The sequence below is a fragment of the Paenibacillus sp. YIM B09110 genome, assembly GCF_037167145.1.
Lineage (GTDB): Bacteria > Bacillota > Bacilli > Paenibacillales > Paenibacillaceae > Pristimantibacillus.
Map to the genome: position 1 here is coordinate 197,295 of NZ_JBANSP010000011.1, position 16,858 is coordinate 214,152.

Sequence of the window (16,858 nt, forward strand, 5' to 3'; positions counted from 1 at the left end):
CCGAAAATGGCCGCATTCGCTGTCAAATATTTAGGAGGAATAAGCGTTGAAAAACAAAGCTGGTAAATTGCTTATATTCGTTCTTGTCATTTCGCTCGCGCTGCCGGGGGCTGTATTTGCCGAAGAGCCGGCTCCTGCGCCTGAGCAGGTTGCTGCATCGGAATCCGCTGGGCAAGCGCCGCAGGTAGATCTAGCGCCATCAGCGCGCTCGGCGATCATGATGGATGCGGAGAGCGGCACTGTTATTTTCGAGAAAAATAGTCACGACAAGCTTCCGCCGGCCAGCATTACTAAGATTATGACGATGCTGCTCATTATGGAGGCGCTTGATAGCGGTAAAATTAAGTTAACCGACAAAGTGCAAACGAGTGAATATGCGGCGTCTATGGGCGGATCGCAAATTTTCCTTGAGCCTGGCGAAGAAATGTCGGTCGAAGAGATGATTAAAGGTATCGCTCTTGCTTCTGGAAACGATGCATCGGTAGCTATGGCTGAGAAGCTGGCAGGAACCGAGCAGCAATTCGTCGCCATGATGAATGAGAGAGCGCAGCAGCTCGGTCTTAAGGACACGAATTTCGCTAATCCGAACGGTCTTCCGGTCGCGAATCACTATTCGTCTGCGCATGATATAGCGATCATGTCGATGGAGCTCCTTAAGCATTCCGAGGTTACGAAGTATACAGGACTCTATCAAGATTACTTGCGCAAGTCGTCAGAGAAGCCTTTCTGGCTAGTCAACACGAATAAGCTTGTCCGCTTCTATAGCGGAGCTGACGGGCTAAAGACCGGCTTTACGAGCGAAGCGAAATATTGCCTGTCGGCAACGGCTAAGCGTGATAATTTGCGAATTATTGCTGTTGTAATGGGTGAACCGACTACGAAAACAAGAAATGCCGAAGTGTCGCAAATGTTCGATTACGGCTTCGCGCAATATATGAATCACAATCTCGTCAAAGAGGGCGACAGCATCGGGAAGGTGCGTATCGAGAAAGGCGCTCAGAAAGAGCTGCCGCTTGTCGCAACCCATCCTTACAGCGTGTTGCTGAAGAAAGGCGCAGCGACGAACGATATTCGCTCCGAGCTGATCGTGAACGGGCCGCTTAAAGCTCCAATTCAGAAAGGCCAGTCGATTGGCAAGCTTGTTGTGTATCAGGGCGATCAGGTGCTTAAGGAATTCCCAATCCAGTCGCCGGAGGATGTTGGCAAGGCAGGCTTCTGGAAAATGTTCAGACGTTCGTTCAACGGTTTGTTCGGTTAGCGGTGCGGTTTTTGTCAGCTCATAGGGGTATGCTTCTAGTTTTGTCGGCATGCAGGAGAAGGCTGCCTTCTTGGAGAATTGCTTGTTCTATCTCGAAATGAAGGAGATGAGCAGCTTAATGAGTCTGCAAGCAGAGTTGGAGCATTACCGAAATATGCTGATCGTACGTCTTCGAGGCGAGCTTGACCATCATACGGCTGACGTCGTGAGATTTAAGATGGAGGAAGCGATTGCCCGCGGGACAACGGATCACGTTATTCTGAGCTTGAAGGAGCTGCTATTCATGGACAGCTCTGGTCTTGGCGTCATCTTAGGCAGGTACAAGCAAGTGAAGAGCCGAGGCGGCAAGATGGTCGTATGCGACGTCAACCCGAATGTGCAGCGGCTGTTCGAGTTGTCGGGCATATTCAAAATAATAACGATGCACGACAATGAACGTACCGCCATTACGAGTTTGGAGGTGGTGTCATGACCGGAACAAATGAAATGACGCTTTCCTTTAGTGCGAAGTCGGAGAATGAAGCTTTCGCGCGGATCGCGGTTGCAGCATTCGTATCACAGCTCGACCCGACGCTCGATGAATTGAACGATCTGAAGACAGCTGTCTCTGAGGCGGTAACCAATGCGATTATTCACGGATACGAGAGCGATCCGTCCTGTCAGGTAACGATCGAGGCAACGATCGAAGGCGACTCCGTATCAATTACCGTAACGGATAACGGCCGTGGAATAGAGGATTTGGAGCTGGCAAGACAGCCGTTGTATACATCCAAGCCGGAACTTGAGCGCTCAGGTATGGGATTCACAATTATGGAAAACTTTATGGATCGCTTCGAGGTTGCAAGTACGGCAGGCGGCGGAACCCGCGTTGTGATGCTGAAACGAATCGAATCGAAAAAAGCGCTCTACAACTAGGGCATAGGGGTTGAACCTCATGGAAGCTGATTTGAAACATACGGCCCAGCCATACTTGGATGATGCAGAGGTTAAACGGCTCATCGCATTAAGCCAGTCGGGCGATACAGTTGCAAGAGATACGCTGGTTAACTGCAATATAAGGCTTGTGTGGTCGGTTGTGCAGCGGTTTATTAATCGGGGATATGAACCTGAGGATCTGTTCCAGATCGGCTGCATCGGCTTGCTGAAGTCGGTAGACAAGTTCGATTTGTCTTATGATGTTAAGTTCTCTACTTACGCCGTGCCGATGATTATCGGCGAGATTCAGCGGTTTCTGCGGGATGACGGGACGCTCAAGGTGAGCAGATCGCTTAAGGAAACAGCGAACAAAGTACGGAAGATGAAGGATGAGCTGTCCAAGACGCTTGGCCGTCTGCCAACGATCAGTGAAGTGGCGGAACGGCTCGGCATCACGCCAGAGGAGGTTGTGTTCGCCCAAGAGGCGAATAAGCCTCCCACCTCGATACACGAAACGGTGTTCGAGAATGACGGCGATCCGATTACGCTCATGGATCAGATCGCTGACGAATCGCAGGAGCGATGGTTCGATAAGCTGGCGCTCGTAGAGGCGATTGAAGGACTAAGCGAGCGTGAACGGCTCATCGTCTACTTGCGCTATTACCGTGACAAGACGCAATCCGAGGTCGCGAGCCGGCTTGGCATATCGCAAGTGCAAGTATCGCGCCTGGAGAAAAAAATATTGCAGTCCATTCGAGACCAGATCGCCCAATAGGGCGGACTGGTCTTTTTTCCGTTTATTACCTGTTTAAGCATGAGTATCCGAAACGGCCTTTTCTCATACTATATTTGAAACATAAACCATGGAATTAGCGGGAAGGGAAGATGACAGATGGAAGCAAATAAGCCTTCGCTCCTCTATCTGCGTCTCAAGAAACGAATTTATATGCGCCCGGAGCAGCGTGTCACGCTAGGTCAAGCGGCTCGGCTGCTGGCAGCGGATGCAGAGACGGAGCAGTCGCTTAAGCAGCTCATTCTCTACGAGCATAAGAAGGCGGATGGCAATCGGGTCGTCATCGACCTTCTCCAGATCGTCAAGGCGATCCGAGAAGCAGCTCCCGGGTTGTCGGTGGAAGCCTATGGTGATCCTCAGGTTCTCGTCATGATCGCCGAGAAGCCGGTGAAGCCGCGTATCTTCGTGCTCATCCTATCATGGCTGCTGCTTTTCTTCGGTGCAGGACTTGCCATAATGAATTTCCACACTGATGTCAGCATGAAGGAGGTACATACTCGCATTGTCGAGCTGATCAGCGGCAAGCAGATCGAGCATCCGCTTTGGTTCCAAATTCCGTACTCGCTCGGTATTGGGCTGGGGATGGTTCTATTCTTCAACCATTTATTCCGCAAGAGGTTCAATGAGGAACCGAATCCGCTGGAAGTCGAGCTCTATATGTATCAGGAAAATGTGAACGCCTACGTCATTGCCGATGAGATGCGCAAGAAGTCAGATTATAATCAGACGCGGGGCGGAAGTGATGGCTGACGTCCTGGCGAATGTGTTTATCGCGCTGCTGGGGCTGGCTGGAGGGCTGGCAGTCGGCAGCGGACTCGTAGCTTTGTTGATCGTCATTGATCTCATCCCTCGTCTTGCTCAGCTTGCGAACGCGTATCGCCTGTCTATTCTATTCGAGACTGCGGTTATTAGCGGTTCGATGTACTGGACGTTCGCAGACTTCATGGATTGGGAGCTTGGCTGGCATCCGCTGCTCTTGCAGAGCGGCGCCGGTTTATTTGACGGGCTGTTCGTCGGCATGCTTGCCGCGGCGTTGACAGAGGTGATGAATGTTTTGCCGATTCTAGCCAAAAGAATGAACTTATCGGACTATATGGTCGCTCTCGTCATGGCAATGGTGCTTGGCAAAACTTTAGGCTCATTGTTCGATTGGCTTATATTTCAGTGGTAAATCTAACATTACAGTAGAAGAGGTGAGGCAGTATGTCGGATACCCGTTCCGAGCATCCAGGAAGCGAGCAAGAGGGAGTAGGAGTGGAGCAGCTTATTGCATCAATGCCCGATGAGCAGAAGCAGGAGGAGTCTCATCAGGCAGGCGAATCAGATGAGCAATCCGTTAATTCTCAGATGGGCAATCGGATCCATGAGGTTTCAGCGGGTTCGAATGATAAGAAAAAGGAAAATCCGATTCCGCGCAAGCTGGATGATATTCTGTCGCGTCTCGAGAATGAGATTGGGTATAAAACAAGCTTCGACGTCGTCGTGCGCGAGATGACGTTCGGAGAACGCAAAACGGCGATTCTGTTCATGAATGGACTCGTTAAGGATACGCTTTTAACTGAAGTGCTGAAGAGACTGACCTATTTGCATCCCGATGACTTGTCGGGCGATGCGCTCTACGCCTTTCTGAATTTGTATGTGCCTGCCGCACAGGTCGTCAAGCAGCCGGATTGGAACGAGATGTTAACCTGCGTCATGTCAGGCGCAACTGCGCTGTTCATCGATGATGAGCCTGCGGCGCTAATCATCGATGCGAAGAGTTTTCCATCGCGGGGTCCGGAGGAGCCGTCGCTGGAGAAGGTTGTACGCGGAGCGAGAGACGGCTTTGTCGAAACGCTAATGACGAATGTATCGCTCGTTCGAAGAAGATTGCGCGACCCTCAATTGCGATATGAGATTTTACAGCTTGGCGAGCGGACGAAAACAGATGTGTGTATCGCCTATATTGCCGATTTGGCCGATCCGAAGCTCGTGAAGTCAATTAAAGATAAATTTTCGATGGTGAAGCTGGACGGTCTGCCGCTGGCGGACAAGCAGCTTGAGGAGGCGACCGTTAAGCGCGGCTGGAACCCGTTCCCGCTCGTTCGATATTCGGAGCGTCCCGATACAGTATCGGCTCATTTGTTAGAAGGCGCAGTAGCCGTCTTCGTTGACACTTCGCCAAGTGTTATGACACTTCCAACGACCTATTCCGATCTCATGCAGCATGCGGAAGAGAATCGTCAGACGCCGTTCATCGGAACTTATTTGCGGTGGGTTCGGTTCATAGGCATATTCGCTTCCTTGTTCCTGCTGCCGATGTGGCTGCTGTTCGTTATGCATCCTGAAATTAAGCCTGCTGCGCTAGAATTTATCGGTCCGAACAAAACAGGCCAGCTTCCGCTCATCGTCCAGTTCCTGCTTGCGGAGATCGGCGTCGATCTCATGAGGATGGCATCTGTCCATACCCCGACCTCGCTTGCAACAGCGATGTCTTTGGTAGCGGCTATTCTCATCGGCGACATTGCGGTACAGACCGGCCTTTTCGTTAATGAGGTCATTCTGTATATGGCGGTTGCCGCCATCGGCATGTTCGCGACACCGAGCTATGAGCTTGGTCTTGCCAATCGGATCGTAAGGCTGGTGTTGATTATAGCGGTCGCTGCGTTCAGCGTGCCGGGTTTCGTCATTGCGACTACGGCGATTATGATGATGCTGACGCTTGAGCGTTCGTTTAATCGTCCATACATGTGGCCTTTTATACCGTTTGACCTGAAAGCGCTATGGAGTATCATCGTTCGGCAGCCGGTACTCTATAACCGGACACGTCCGAATATATTGCGCCCGCAACAATTGGACAAGATGCCGAAGACAAAGTAGTTTCGCAAAGAATGCAAATGAAATGTGAAATTATCCATTTCGGCGGCGGTTAGTTTGCGATATACTGTTGCTATAGATGCAAATTAACCGTCTATCTGCTTGCAGATAGAGAAAGTCGAGGGGAAACTATGTACTTGCATGGAACTAGCAATATTAACACGAATGGTCATCTGGAAATTGGCGGTTGCGACGTAACCGATCTTGCTAATAAATTCGGCACACCGCTTTATATCGTGGACGAAGCACTCGTTCGTCAACGCGCTAAGGAATATGTTGAAGCGTTCAAAGCCTCCGGCTTGAAGTTTCAAGTTGCTTATGCGAGCAAAGCGTTCAGTGTTATGGCAATGTGCGCTATCGCAGAGCAAGAGGGATTGTCGCTTGACGTCGTATCTGACGGCGAGCTGTATACGGCTTTGCAAGCAGGCTTCCCAGTGGAACGCATTCATTTCCACGGCAACAACAAGACGCATGAAGAAATCAACATGGCGCTTGACGCGGGTATCGGCTGCTTCGTAGTCGACAACTTTATCGAATTGCACACTCTAAACGCACTGGCAGCTGACAAAGGCAAAACCGTAAACGTTTTGCTTCGCATTACGCCTGGCGTTGAAGCGCATACGCATGATTACATCTCGACAGGCCAACAAGATTCGAAGTTCGGCTTCGACCTTGGCAACGGCGCTGCGAAGCAAGCGATTGAGCAAGCAATCACTTTGCCGAACCTTGAGGTGCTGGGCGTTCATTCCCACATCGGTTCGCAAATCTTCGAAGTTGAAGGCTTCCGCATGGCAGTGGACAAAGTAGCAGACTTTGCTGTTGCGATTCGCTCCGAGCTTGGACTTACGTTCAAAGTTATCAACCTTGGCGGCGGCTTCGGCATCCGTTACGTGGAAGGCGATACACCGCTGCCGATCAGCGAATACGTAGGTGCAATTACAGGCGCTATCAAAGCAAAGTTCACCGAAGCGGAATTCCCGCTGCCTGAGATCTGGGTAGAGCCGGGCCGCAGCATGGTAGGCGACGCAGGCACGACGTTGTACACGGTAGGCACGAGCAAGCACATTCCAGGCGTTCGCAAATATATCGCTGTAGACGGCGGTATGACGGACAACCCTCGCCCAGCGCTGTACCAATCACAATACGAAGCGATCTTGGCGAACCGCGCTAACGATGCGAAAGAAGAGACGGTTTCGATTGCAGGCAAATGCTGCGAGAGCGGCGACATGCTGATCTGGGATCTAGAGCTTCCTAAGGCAGAGAGCGGCGATCTGCTGGCTGTATTCTGCACAGGCGCATACAACTATGCGATGGCAAGCAACTACAACCGTATCCGTCGTCCGGCAGTCGTATTCGTGAAAGACGGCGAGGCTGACCTTGCCGTTAAGCGCGAATCTCTCGAAAATATTGTATGCAATGACGTGATTCCGGCAAGACTGCAAAAATCAGCGCTTGCGAAATAAGCTTGAAATTGGTAACGTTATAGTATTCTGTTGAAAAAGAGAGGTAGATGCAGCAATGGCTAAACAAGCAAAAATCACACTAGCAAGCGGCGGAGAAGTCCACTTGGATTTGTTCGACCAAGATGCTCCCAATACAGTAGCAAACTTCGAGAAGCTTGCAAACGACGGGTTCTATAACGGTCTTACATTCCACCGCGTTATCCCTGGTTTCGTCGCACAAGGCGGATGCCCTAACGGTACTGGCGCAGGCGGCCCAGGCTACAATATCAACTGTGAGATCAATCCGAACAAGCATGAGCGCGGTACGCTCGCTATGGCCCATGCCGGCCGTAATACAGGCGGCAGTCAGTTCTACATCTGCTACCAGCCGCAGCCGCATCTTGACGGCGGTCACACGGTATTCGGCAAAGTAACGAAAGGCATGGAGTTTGTTGACGCGCTTAAAGGCGGAGACAAAATGGAGAAAGTCGAAGTATCGGCTTCTTAATAATCGCCTGTTAGAAGTTCCGCCGTATTTCTCATTGAATGAGAGGTACGGCGGTTTTATTTCCAAGCAAATTAGACGGATATCTTGCTTTTTTATCAAGCTAGTGGTAATATTTTTTCAGTGTATAAAGAACTTCACTATTCACTAATCATAAATTATTTTATGCAGCTTTCCTTCGGGGCAGGGTGAAATTCCCAACCGGCGGTGATCGAGCGGCGAGGGCAGGAGCGGACAACCGCAGGCCTGTCGCAGCTCGTTAGTCCGTGACCCGGTTCATATCGAATGGTTAACGCGATAACGCATTAGCATTTGATACGAAGCGGTGGACCTGGTGTAATTCCGGGACCGACAGTATAGTCTGGATGGGAGAAGGAGATGCTTGCGACAGCTACGTCATTCATGCTTATTAGTTTGTGCTATCTTTCACAAGCTAGATAGGTTTGTTTCATTAGCGTTAGTAATGACCGTGAACCGCTGCATAAGCGGTTTATTTCGAACGGGATATCAGCAAACTATTACATTTCATCGTTTTATTGGCGGGGTTTGTAATTGATGTTGTTTGAATCTTTTCGCTCGTGAAACGGTATTGTCGCAATGGCTATCTTCATTCATCTATCATCACCCCCGAGGCGATAAGTATGCCGATGGGGGTGTTTTTGCGTTCATGGACGTATTGAATGATGAATATTATATGCGCCTCGCGCTTACAATGGCGGCCAAAGCATCAGGTCAGACGGGTATTAATCCGGTTGTCGGCTGTGTCGTCGTCAAGGAAGGACGAATAATCGGCATCGGCACGCATCTGAAGCGGGGTACGGGCCATGCGGAAGTACACGCTCTCCAAATGGCCGGCGAAGAAGCCGAAGGCGCTACGGTTTACGTAACGCTGGAGCCATGCAGCCACTTCGGCAAGACGCCGCCATGCTGTGAACGCATTATCGATGCGAAGGCAGCAAGAGTCGTTGTTGCAAGCGGAGATCCGAATCCGCAGGTTGCAGGCAGAGGCATCTCTCGGCTCCGCGAAGCGGGAATTGAAGTAACGGTAGGTTTGCTTGAAGCTGAATCACAGCTTATGAATGAGAAGTTTAATAAATACATCACGTCGAAACTGCCGTTCGTCACTCTTAAGACGGCGAGCACGCTGGATGGCAAGATCGCTTCGAAGACAGGCGATAGCCGCTGGGTAACGGGAGCTGTTGCACGCGAGCAGGTACATACGCTCCGCCATCAGCATGAGGCGATTATGGTCGGTATCGGAACGGTATTGGCTGACGATCCTTCATTGACGACACGCGCTTCTGTACCTGCGATTCACCCGACTCGTATTATCGTCGATTCTTCCCTGCGTCTTCCGCTTGAAGCGAAGGTCGTTACGGATCGATCGGTACGAACGATCGTCCTGACTACGGAGCAAGCGGATGCTGCCAAGCGACAAGCGCTAGCGGTTGCAGGCGTCGAGGTCGTTGCATGCGGCGAAGGCAGTAAAGTCGATCTTCGCGAAGCGATGAAGAAGCTCGGCGAGCTGGAGATTGGATCGATCCTGCTGGAGGGCGGCGGTGCACTGAACGGCGCGATGTTGGAAGCGGGTCTCATCGATAAAATTATTTTGTATTATGCGGCTAAGATTATTGGCGGAGCTGCTTCGCCTGGAACGTTCACGTTCGAAGGCTTTGAGAAAATGGCGGATGCGATTGAACTGGAGCGCGTATCCGTAGAGATGGCGGGAGAGGACATTTGTGTATCCGGCTATCCCGTATATCCAAGTTCATTGGGTTAAGGAACGCTCAGCTCAGGTGGAATAGAGGGGAGGGCTACGATGTTCACTGGACTAATAGAAGAGGTAGGCAAGCTGAAAGGTGTTAAGAAGCAAGGCGAAGCGATGCGGTTATCCATTGGTGCAACACGCGTTCTAGAGGGTGTGCAAATTGGAGACAGCATTTCGGTTAACGGTGTATGCTTGACCGTTACCGATTACGACGGCGGCTCTTTCGCTGCCGATGTTATGCCTGAGACGTTCAGACGCTCTACGCTGCATGCGCTGCGTTCCGGAGAGTCGGTCAACCTAGAGCGTGCGATGCAAGCCGGAGCGCGCTTCGGCGGTCATATCGTGCAAGGTCATATCGATGGCACTGGCAAAATCATAGGGCGTGAAACCGATGCGAATGCGGTCGTATTTCGTATTAAGCTGGATGATCCGTCATCGCTGCGATACGTGATTCCGAAAGGCTCGATTACGATTGACGGCATTAGCTTAACAGTCGTAGACACATCGGCCCAGACATTCGCGGTATCGATCATTCCGCATACGCTCGGTGAAACGGCACTGCTGAACAAGAAGCCGGGAGAATCGGTTAACATCGAATGTGATGTCATTGGCAAATACGTCGATCACCTGCTGCACTTCAAGCAGCCGGAGAGCGAGGCGCCGAAGTCAAAGCTGTCGACGGCGTTTCTAATGGAGAACGGTTTTCTGTGACAGATGAATTATACAAAATAAGATTGTTCTTATAGATTGATACCACCGGGGAGGGAAGCAGGATGACAAACAGTAATGCAAATTCGAATCCGTTCGATACAATAGAAGCAGCACTGGAGGATTTGAAGCTGGGCAAAGCAATCATCGTTGTTGATGACGAGGATCGTGAGAATGAAGGCGACTTAATCGCCTTGGCCGATATGGCGACGCCGGAGGTCATTAACTTCATGATTACGGAAGCGCGCGGCTTGGTGTGCGTTCCGATTACACCGGAGCGGGCTGAGGAATTGGAGCTGCCGCCGATGGTAACACATAACACCGATTACCACGGAACGGCTTTCACTGTGTCTGTCGACCACGCTTCGACGACGACGGGCATCTCGGCCTATGAACGCTCACTCTCTGTCAGAGCGCTTATCGATCCGACGGCGAAGGCGGAGGACTTCCGCCGTCCCGGACATATTTTCCCGCTCATCGCGAAGCCGGGCGGCGTTCTCCGCAGAGCCGGCCATACCGAGGCAGCCATTGATTTGGCGGTATTGTGCGGCTCGAAGCCTGCCGGAGTCATCTGCGAAGTCATCAACGAAGACGGTACGATGGCTCGGCTGCCGGACTTGACGGTCTTCAAAGAGAAACATGGGCTTAAGCTGATTACGATTCAAGAGCTCATTCGATATCGGAATGAGAAGGAGAAGCTTGTTGAACGAATCGTTGACGTGAAAATGCCAACCGATTTCGGTATCTTCCGCGCTATCGCCTATACGAACATCATGGATAGCAAGGAGCATGTTGCTCTTGTGAAAGGCGATCTCGATACAACGCAGCCCGTTCTAGTCCGAGTACATTCGGAGTGCTTAACTGGCGATGTGTTCCACTCTCATCGTTGCGATTGCGGACCTCAGCTTGACGCGGCGCTGCGTCAGATCGACGAGGCAGGAAGCGGCGTGCTGCTTTATATGCGTCAAGAAGGCAGAGGCATCGGCCTCATTAATAAGCTGAAAGCTTATGCGCTACAAGAAGAAGGGCTCGATACGGTCGATGCGAATATAAAGCTTGGCTTTCCTGCCGATTTGCGAGATTATGGTATAGGCGCGCAAATACTGAAGGATCTTGGCATCTCCAAGCTGAAGCTGCTGACGAACAATCCGCGTAAGATCAAAGGACTTGAAGGCTACGGCATCGAGGTCGTCGAACGCGTTCCTATTCAGATGGAAGCTAATCAAACCAATAGTAAATATTTGCGAACGAAGAAAACGAAGCTAGGCCATATGCTCAAGTTCGAAGAGCAGGAGTCGTAATAGCAGTCAGCAGCAAAAAAATATAATAACTACTCAGGATGAGAGGAAGATGGTAAAATGGCACGTATATATGAAGGACATTTAGTATCGGAAGGTTTAAAATATGGGGTTGTTGTCGGACGGTTCAACGAATTTATTTCCAGCAAATTGCTTGGAGGCGCGCTTGATGCATTCAAACGCCACGGCGCAGCTGAGGATGATGTTGAAATCGCATGGGTGCCTGGCGCATTCGAAATTCCGCTGATCGCTCAAAAGATGGCTGAAAGCGGCAAGTATGATGCGGTAATTACGCTTGGCGCCGTTATTCGCGGATCAACGCCTCACTTTGACTTTGTGTGCAATGAAGCAGCCAAAGGCGTTGCGGCAATCGCGCTCAAAACAGGCGTGCCAACGATCTTCGGCGTTCTGACGGTCGATTCGATCGAGCAAGCGATTGAGCGTGCAGGCACGAAAGCCGGCAACAAAGGCTATGAAGCGGCTGCCAGCGCGATCGAAATGGCTAATTTGACGAAACAGCTGCAGGGATAATACCCCCAGGCGGCAACGCGGGAGGAAATACGAGTGTCGGTGCTTTACAAGCTGGATTCTTTTGAAGGGCCTCTTGACCTGTTGCTCCATCTGATCGACAAAGCAGAGATTGATATCCATGAAGTGTCGATCAGCGAGATTACGGATCAATATATGGAGTATCTGCATGCGATGAAGGAGCTGGAGCTTGAGGTTACGAGCGAGTTTCTGGTCATGGCTGCAACCCTTCTGGCGATAAAAAGCAAGCAACTGCTGCCTAAGCCTCCGGTGTTCGAGGAGGAATATGACGAGTGGCAGGATGACGGCCTTGATCCTCGTGATGAGCTCATTCAGAAGCTCGTTGAATATCGTAAGTTTAAGCAAATAGCCGAGCAGCTGCGGGAGAAGGAATTCGAACGCAGCCTCGTCTATTCGCGAGAGCCGGATGACTTGACCCCTTATATGAAGGAAGAGAAGGTCAATCCCGTTGAAGGCTTGCACGTGTCCGATCTTGTTGCCGCCTTCCAGAAAGCACTGCGCAGGGCAGCAAGAAGGAACGTCATCTCAACGATCCAGCGCGATGAAATATCGGTTAAGGATCGGATTCGGGATATTGTCGAGGTGCTGAAGCAATACGAAACGGTCCGATTCTCGAAGCTTATACGTGAGAATATGGACAAGCACGAAGTAGTTGTCACCTTTCTAGCGATACTGGAGCTAATGAAGATGAAGCATATTCGCTGCTTCCAGCATCAGCTGTTCGACGACATCGTCATACATTGGAGAGGAGAATCTTCGCAAGATGGATTATCCGAAATTGAAGTCGATTATTGAGGGCCTTCTGTTCATGGCCGGAGATGAAGGCTTAACGAAGAAGCAGCTCGCCGATATTTTGGAGATCGACTCGGATTTGTCCTCCGATCTGGTCTACGACTTGCAGCGGGATTTGGAACGTGAGATGCGAGGCGTTCAGATAGCTGAAGTAGCCAGCTCTTACCGACTGACTACGCATCCCGAGCATGCGCCTTACTTTGAGCGAATGGCTTATTCGCCATCACGTTCGCAATTATCGCAAGCTGCTTTGGAGACGTTATCGATCGTCGCTTACCGCCAGCCGATTACAAGAATCGATATCGAAGAGATTCGCGGTGTGAAGACCGATCGGGCGATCAGCTCCCTTGTGTCAAAGGATTTGATCGAAGAGGTAGGAAGAGCCGAAGCGATTGGAAGACCTATATTATACGGAACGACGAAATTATTTTTAGAATACTTCGGCTTGCCATCAATCAAGGAATTGCCTGAACCGGGACATGTCAGTGTCGACGATGCGCTTGAAGAAACGACGCAGTTGCTGTTCGAGCGCCTAGACGGCAGGCAGATGACGATTGATGAAATAAAAGAATGAGATTTGACCGCCGGGTCATACTATATTCAACCATAAGTAGGGAAATGGAGGAAGCATAATGCCCCTTTATCCTTTTGGTTGGATGACGGCGGCCGGTCTCTTTTTTTTGTTCATTTTTTCGATTGTAATCGCATCACCCGTTAAAGTTAGCGGACATTTTGCGAAATCGGGAAATAATGACGACGCCGAAATTGCAATCAAAGCGTTGTTCGGCTTATATCGTTACCGCTTGAAAGTGCCGGTTATTAAGTATTTGGGCGCTTCTATCCAATTAAAGGAGCAGGTGTCGTCTACGAACACGGGGATTAACACTTGGAAGCAATTCAATGAAGAGATCAATGCCGACGATGTTGCCCGTACGATGGATCGTTTCAAGAACATCCTGGAGATGACACGGAACTTGACCGGCTGGGCAAGGCAGACGTTGACGAAGGTAAAGATGACAGAATGGACCTGGAACACTTCCGTTGGAACAGGTGATGCGATGTGGACAGCAATGACGACGGGTTTCGTATGGTCGGTTAAGACCAGTCTAATCGGTGTTCTCTCTCAGATGGTCAAGCTTCAGGCCGATCCAAAGATGACCGTGACGCCGATTTATCAGCGACCTTACTTTTCGACGGATTGGTCATGCAGCGCCAAGATGAGCTTTGGCAACGCAGTACTGGCAGGCATGAAGTTGTTCTTCCGAATGCGGAAGAGAAGGCGACAGGAAGGCGGCGGAGGGAGTCATTGGACGTGGCAAAAACAGCTGTTCAAGGTGTAGTTTAGAACAACTTTGCTGGAGGCTCAGCTCATACATAGTCCAGGCATGTACTGCGCACAATACAAGAAGCGTAGGCAAGTTCTTATTCATATCGCAATGAAAGTATGCTTTCGGAGCAAGTTTTGCTGTGATGACTCTGCAATGAAGCGTCTTTTCACAAAACTTTTGAGGAGGAGTTACAATGGCTGAGCATCCAATTCAAGGATTAATGCAAACCGCAATGGAAAACATCAAGGAAATGGTCGACGTCAACACGATCGTCGGCGATCCTGTACAAACCCCGGACGGCAGCATTATTATGCCGATCTCCAAGGTTGGCTTCGGTTTCGTTGCGGGCGGCAGCGATATCCGGCTCGATGGATCCGACCATACGAGCGGATCGCAAAACGACGCGCATAATGCGTCCGTGTCGCTTCCGTTCGGCGGCGGCAGCGGCGGAGGTGTGTCGATTACGCCTATTGCCTTCCTTGTTGTAGGTACCCATGGCGTGAAGATCGTGCCGCTGGATAATCAAACGCATCTAATGGAGCGTGTCATTGACGCTGCGCCTCATGTGTTCGATAAAGTGCAGTCGATGATTAAGCAGCCTATGCAGCAATCCAATTATGTCGATCCAGCATCTACCGTTATTACGGGCAGTCTGGACGCAAATGATCACCTCTTGTAAGTTAATCGCTTGAGAGTGGCAATCCAAATTGTAAAGCTGCCCGCAAGGGCAGTTTTTCATTTTTTCATTTTAGTTGCGACAAGCTCGTCTACACGAATATGTACAGGCATATAATGAACGACAGACTATTGCAGCGAGAGGAGCATCATTGGAATGAATGGGTTTAAGCGGTATAGAATCGCCATAGCTTCCATGCTCTTATTAGGAGTAATGACGCTGGCGATTCAACAGACAGCAGATGCGACACCAAAGCCGATCGGAACGAATGCAAGAGCGGCCGCGTTAATCGATGTCAGCTCTGGCAGAGTCCTATATAGCACCAATGGCGATCAATCGATGAGAATTGCAAGCTTGACGAAGATCATGACTGCAATCGTGGCCATCGACCACGGTAAGCTCGACGATAAGGTGAAGACACCAAAGAGGGCCGTTGGCAAGGAAGGATCATCCATCTACCTCCAATTAGGCGAAGAAATGACGCTTGAAAACATGCTGTATGGCCTTATGCTTCGCTCCGGCAATGATGCGGCAACCGCGATCGCCGAGCATGTGGGAGGTTCAGAAGAGGGCTTCGTCCACCTGATGAACGAGAAGGCGCGGTTTCTTAATTTGAAACATTCGCAATTCAAAAATCCGCACGGTCTTGATGAAGAGGGGCATTATTCATCAGCTAATGATCTTGCCGTATTGACTGCTTATGCGCTCAAAAATAAAACATTTGCCCGTATTGTAGGCACTAGAGAGAAGAAAGTACCTAATCCGCACGAGAAATGGGACTACACCTGGCCGAACAAAAATAAAATGCTAGCCATGTACGAAGGTGCCGACGGTGTCAAAACAGGTTATACCAAAAAGTCGCTTCGCTGCCTCGTTAGCTCAGCTACTAGGAATGGCCAGCAGCTTGCCGCAGTAACCATTAATGACAGCGATGATTGGAATGACCACAAACAGATGCTTGACTGGGGCTTCGCAAACTATCCGCTTCAGAAGCTTGCCGGCAAGGGGCAGACGATAGCCGGTTACCCCTATGCGCTTGGCCAAGGATTCAGTTATCCGCTTGAGCTGGACGAGCAGGATTCCATTCATACAAGCCTGGTTCTAATTGCGCCAAACTCAACGAGTTATACGCTTGGCGAACGCGGGGCGCTTCAATGGTTTCTAAAAGGAGAGAAGATCGGTTCAACCCCTGTTTATGATGCGGGAAGCAATCGATTGAGGGATAGCGCTAATAAGTAATTGTTTTTTAGAAAGCATAAAACCGAGGGGAGACGGTTTATATGGTGAATTGGATATGGTTATTCTTTATCGCGGCTAGCGTAGCGGTAGCCGCGATAAACGGCAACATGGACGCGGTAACGCAGGCAGCTTTCGAAGGGGCAAAGTCAGGCGTGACCGTAAGCTTCGGCCTCATAAGCATTATGGTATTCTGGCTTGGGATGATGCGAATAGCAGAGGATGCAGGCTTGCTTAAGACAATGGCTCGAATGCTTGGACCTCTCGTACGCAAGCTGTTCCCGGACATTCCTCATAACCATCCGGCAATTGGATACATTATGAGCAATCTAAGCGCGAATTTATTCGGTCTTGGCAATGCGGCAACGCCAATGGGAATTAAGGCTATGCAGGAGCTTCAGAAGCTGAATCCCGATCCTTCAACGGCAACGCCTGCGATGTGTACGTTGCTTGCGCTTAATACGTCCAGCATTACAATCGTCCCGACGACACTTATTGCGATTCGAATGAATTATGGTTCGGCTAATCCTGCTGAAATTATCGGCACGACGTTAGCTGCAACATTCGTTGCCACGTCAGCGGCAATTGTTGCCGACCGATGGTATAGAAGAAAGTCCCCTCCTATGACCCCACCACAGTTAAACTTGAATAAGCAGCCTCAAAATCAAAATCAATCATTGTCAAAACCTTCTGCTGGCGGGGGTGAGACGCTTGTATGAATTATTCACCAATCT

The 16,858-nt window shown here is 50.3% G+C and carries 19 protein-coding genes and 1 riboswitch; all 19 genes read left to right on the plus strand.

Annotated elements, in window-relative coordinates; genetic code table 11:
- Positions 1–46: 46 nt before the first annotated feature.
- Positions 47–1,258, plus strand: a complete 1,212-nt coding sequence (locus V8F51_RS18030) for a D-alanyl-D-alanine carboxypeptidase family protein (RefSeq protein WP_337101722.1) — start codon at positions 47–49, stop codon at positions 1,256–1,258.
- 118 nt (positions 1,259–1,376) lie between these two features.
- Entirely contained in the window at positions 1,377–1,730 is a 354-nt protein-coding gene (gene spoIIAA / locus V8F51_RS18035) for an anti-sigma F factor antagonist (protein ID WP_337101777.1), read from the plus strand.
- Complete coding sequence (gene spoIIAB / locus V8F51_RS18040; RefSeq protein ID WP_337101723.1) at positions 1,727–2,173, plus strand: anti-sigma F factor; 447 nt, start codon at positions 1,727–1,729, stop codon at positions 2,171–2,173. Before spoIIAA ends, spoIIAB begins: the two co-directional genes overlap by 4 nt.
- 19 nt (positions 2,174–2,192) lie before the next feature.
- Positions 2,193–2,948, plus strand: a complete 756-nt coding sequence (gene sigF, locus V8F51_RS18045; RefSeq protein WP_337101724.1) for an RNA polymerase sporulation sigma factor SigF — start codon at positions 2,193–2,195, stop codon at positions 2,946–2,948.
- Positions 2,949–3,065: 117 nt separating this feature from the next.
- The gene (locus tag V8F51_RS18050; RefSeq protein ID WP_337101725.1) at positions 3,066–3,716 is read left to right on the plus strand and encodes a stage V sporulation protein AA; all 651 of its coding nucleotides are present in this window, start codon (positions 3,066–3,068) and stop codon (positions 3,714–3,716) included.
- Entirely contained in the window at positions 3,709–4,137 is a 429-nt protein-coding gene (locus tag V8F51_RS18055) for a stage V sporulation protein AB (RefSeq protein ID WP_337101726.1), read from the plus strand. Before V8F51_RS18050 ends, V8F51_RS18055 begins: the two co-directional genes overlap by 8 nt.
- Before the next feature lie 32 nt (positions 4,138–4,169).
- A complete protein-coding gene (locus V8F51_RS18060; RefSeq protein ID WP_337101727.1) occupies positions 4,170–5,825 on the plus strand; it encodes a spore germination protein in 1,656 nt (551 codons plus the stop codon).
- A gap of 128 nt (positions 5,826–5,953) precedes the next feature.
- Positions 5,954–7,285 carry a diaminopimelate decarboxylase gene (gene lysA, locus V8F51_RS18065; RefSeq protein WP_337101728.1) on the plus strand — a complete coding sequence of 444 codons (1,332 nt, stop codon included), beginning with the start codon at positions 5,954–5,956 and terminating at the stop codon, positions 7,283–7,285.
- Between the two features lie 55 nt (positions 7,286–7,340).
- Positions 7,341–7,772 (plus strand): peptidylprolyl isomerase, encoded by a 432-nt coding sequence (locus V8F51_RS18070; RefSeq protein WP_337101730.1) that lies wholly within the window; start codon positions 7,341–7,343, stop codon positions 7,770–7,772.
- 167 nt (positions 7,773–7,939) lie between these two features.
- Positions 7,940–8,150: riboswitch (FMN riboswitch) on the plus strand.
- Positions 8,151–8,436: 286 nt separating this feature from the next.
- The gene (ribD, locus tag V8F51_RS18075; protein WP_337101779.1) at positions 8,437–9,549 is read left to right on the plus strand and encodes a bifunctional diaminohydroxyphosphoribosylaminopyrimidine deaminase/5-amino-6-(5-phosphoribosylamino)uracil reductase RibD; all 1,113 of its coding nucleotides are present in this window, start codon (positions 8,437–8,439) and stop codon (positions 9,547–9,549) included.
- A gap of 39 nt (positions 9,550–9,588) precedes the next feature.
- The gene (gene ribE, locus V8F51_RS18080; protein WP_337101731.1) at positions 9,589–10,248 is read left to right on the plus strand and encodes a riboflavin synthase; all 660 of its coding nucleotides are present in this window, start codon (positions 9,589–9,591) and stop codon (positions 10,246–10,248) included.
- 62 nt (positions 10,249–10,310) lie between these two features.
- Positions 10,311–11,546: a bifunctional 3,4-dihydroxy-2-butanone-4-phosphate synthase/GTP cyclohydrolase II gene (locus tag V8F51_RS18085; protein ID WP_337101732.1), complete on the plus strand. Its 1,236-nt coding sequence runs from the start codon at positions 10,311–10,313 to the stop codon at positions 11,544–11,546.
- Positions 11,547–11,603: 57 nt separating this feature from the next.
- Positions 11,604–12,074, plus strand: a complete 471-nt coding sequence (gene ribH, locus V8F51_RS18090) for a 6,7-dimethyl-8-ribityllumazine synthase (RefSeq protein WP_337101733.1) — start codon at positions 11,604–11,606, stop codon at positions 12,072–12,074.
- Positions 12,075–12,107: 33 nt separating this feature from the next.
- Positions 12,108–12,887 (plus strand): segregation and condensation protein A, encoded by a 780-nt coding sequence (locus V8F51_RS18095; protein ID WP_337101735.1) that lies wholly within the window; start codon positions 12,108–12,110, stop codon positions 12,885–12,887.
- A complete protein-coding gene (gene scpB, locus V8F51_RS18100) occupies positions 12,856–13,458 on the plus strand; it encodes an SMC-Scp complex subunit ScpB (RefSeq protein ID WP_337101736.1) in 603 nt (200 codons plus the stop codon). Before V8F51_RS18095 ends, scpB begins: the two co-directional genes overlap by 32 nt.
- 58 nt (positions 13,459–13,516) lie before the next feature.
- On the plus strand, positions 13,517–14,224 hold the full coding sequence (locus tag V8F51_RS18105; RefSeq protein WP_337101737.1) for a DUF2953 domain-containing protein: 708 nt from the start codon (positions 13,517–13,519) through the stop codon (positions 14,222–14,224).
- Positions 14,225–14,405: 181 nt separating this feature from the next.
- Positions 14,406–14,891, plus strand: a complete 486-nt coding sequence (ytfJ, locus tag V8F51_RS18110; RefSeq protein WP_337101739.1) for a GerW family sporulation protein — start codon at positions 14,406–14,408, stop codon at positions 14,889–14,891.
- A gap of 153 nt (positions 14,892–15,044) precedes the next feature.
- The gene (locus V8F51_RS18115; protein ID WP_442956449.1) at positions 15,045–16,127 is read left to right on the plus strand and encodes a D-alanyl-D-alanine carboxypeptidase family protein; all 1,083 of its coding nucleotides are present in this window, start codon (positions 15,045–15,047) and stop codon (positions 16,125–16,127) included.
- A gap of 41 nt (positions 16,128–16,168) precedes the next feature.
- On the plus strand, positions 16,169–16,843 hold the full coding sequence (locus V8F51_RS18120; RefSeq protein ID WP_337101741.1) for a nucleoside recognition domain-containing protein: 675 nt from the start codon (positions 16,169–16,171) through the stop codon (positions 16,841–16,843).
- Positions 16,844–16,858 lie beyond the last annotated feature (15 nt).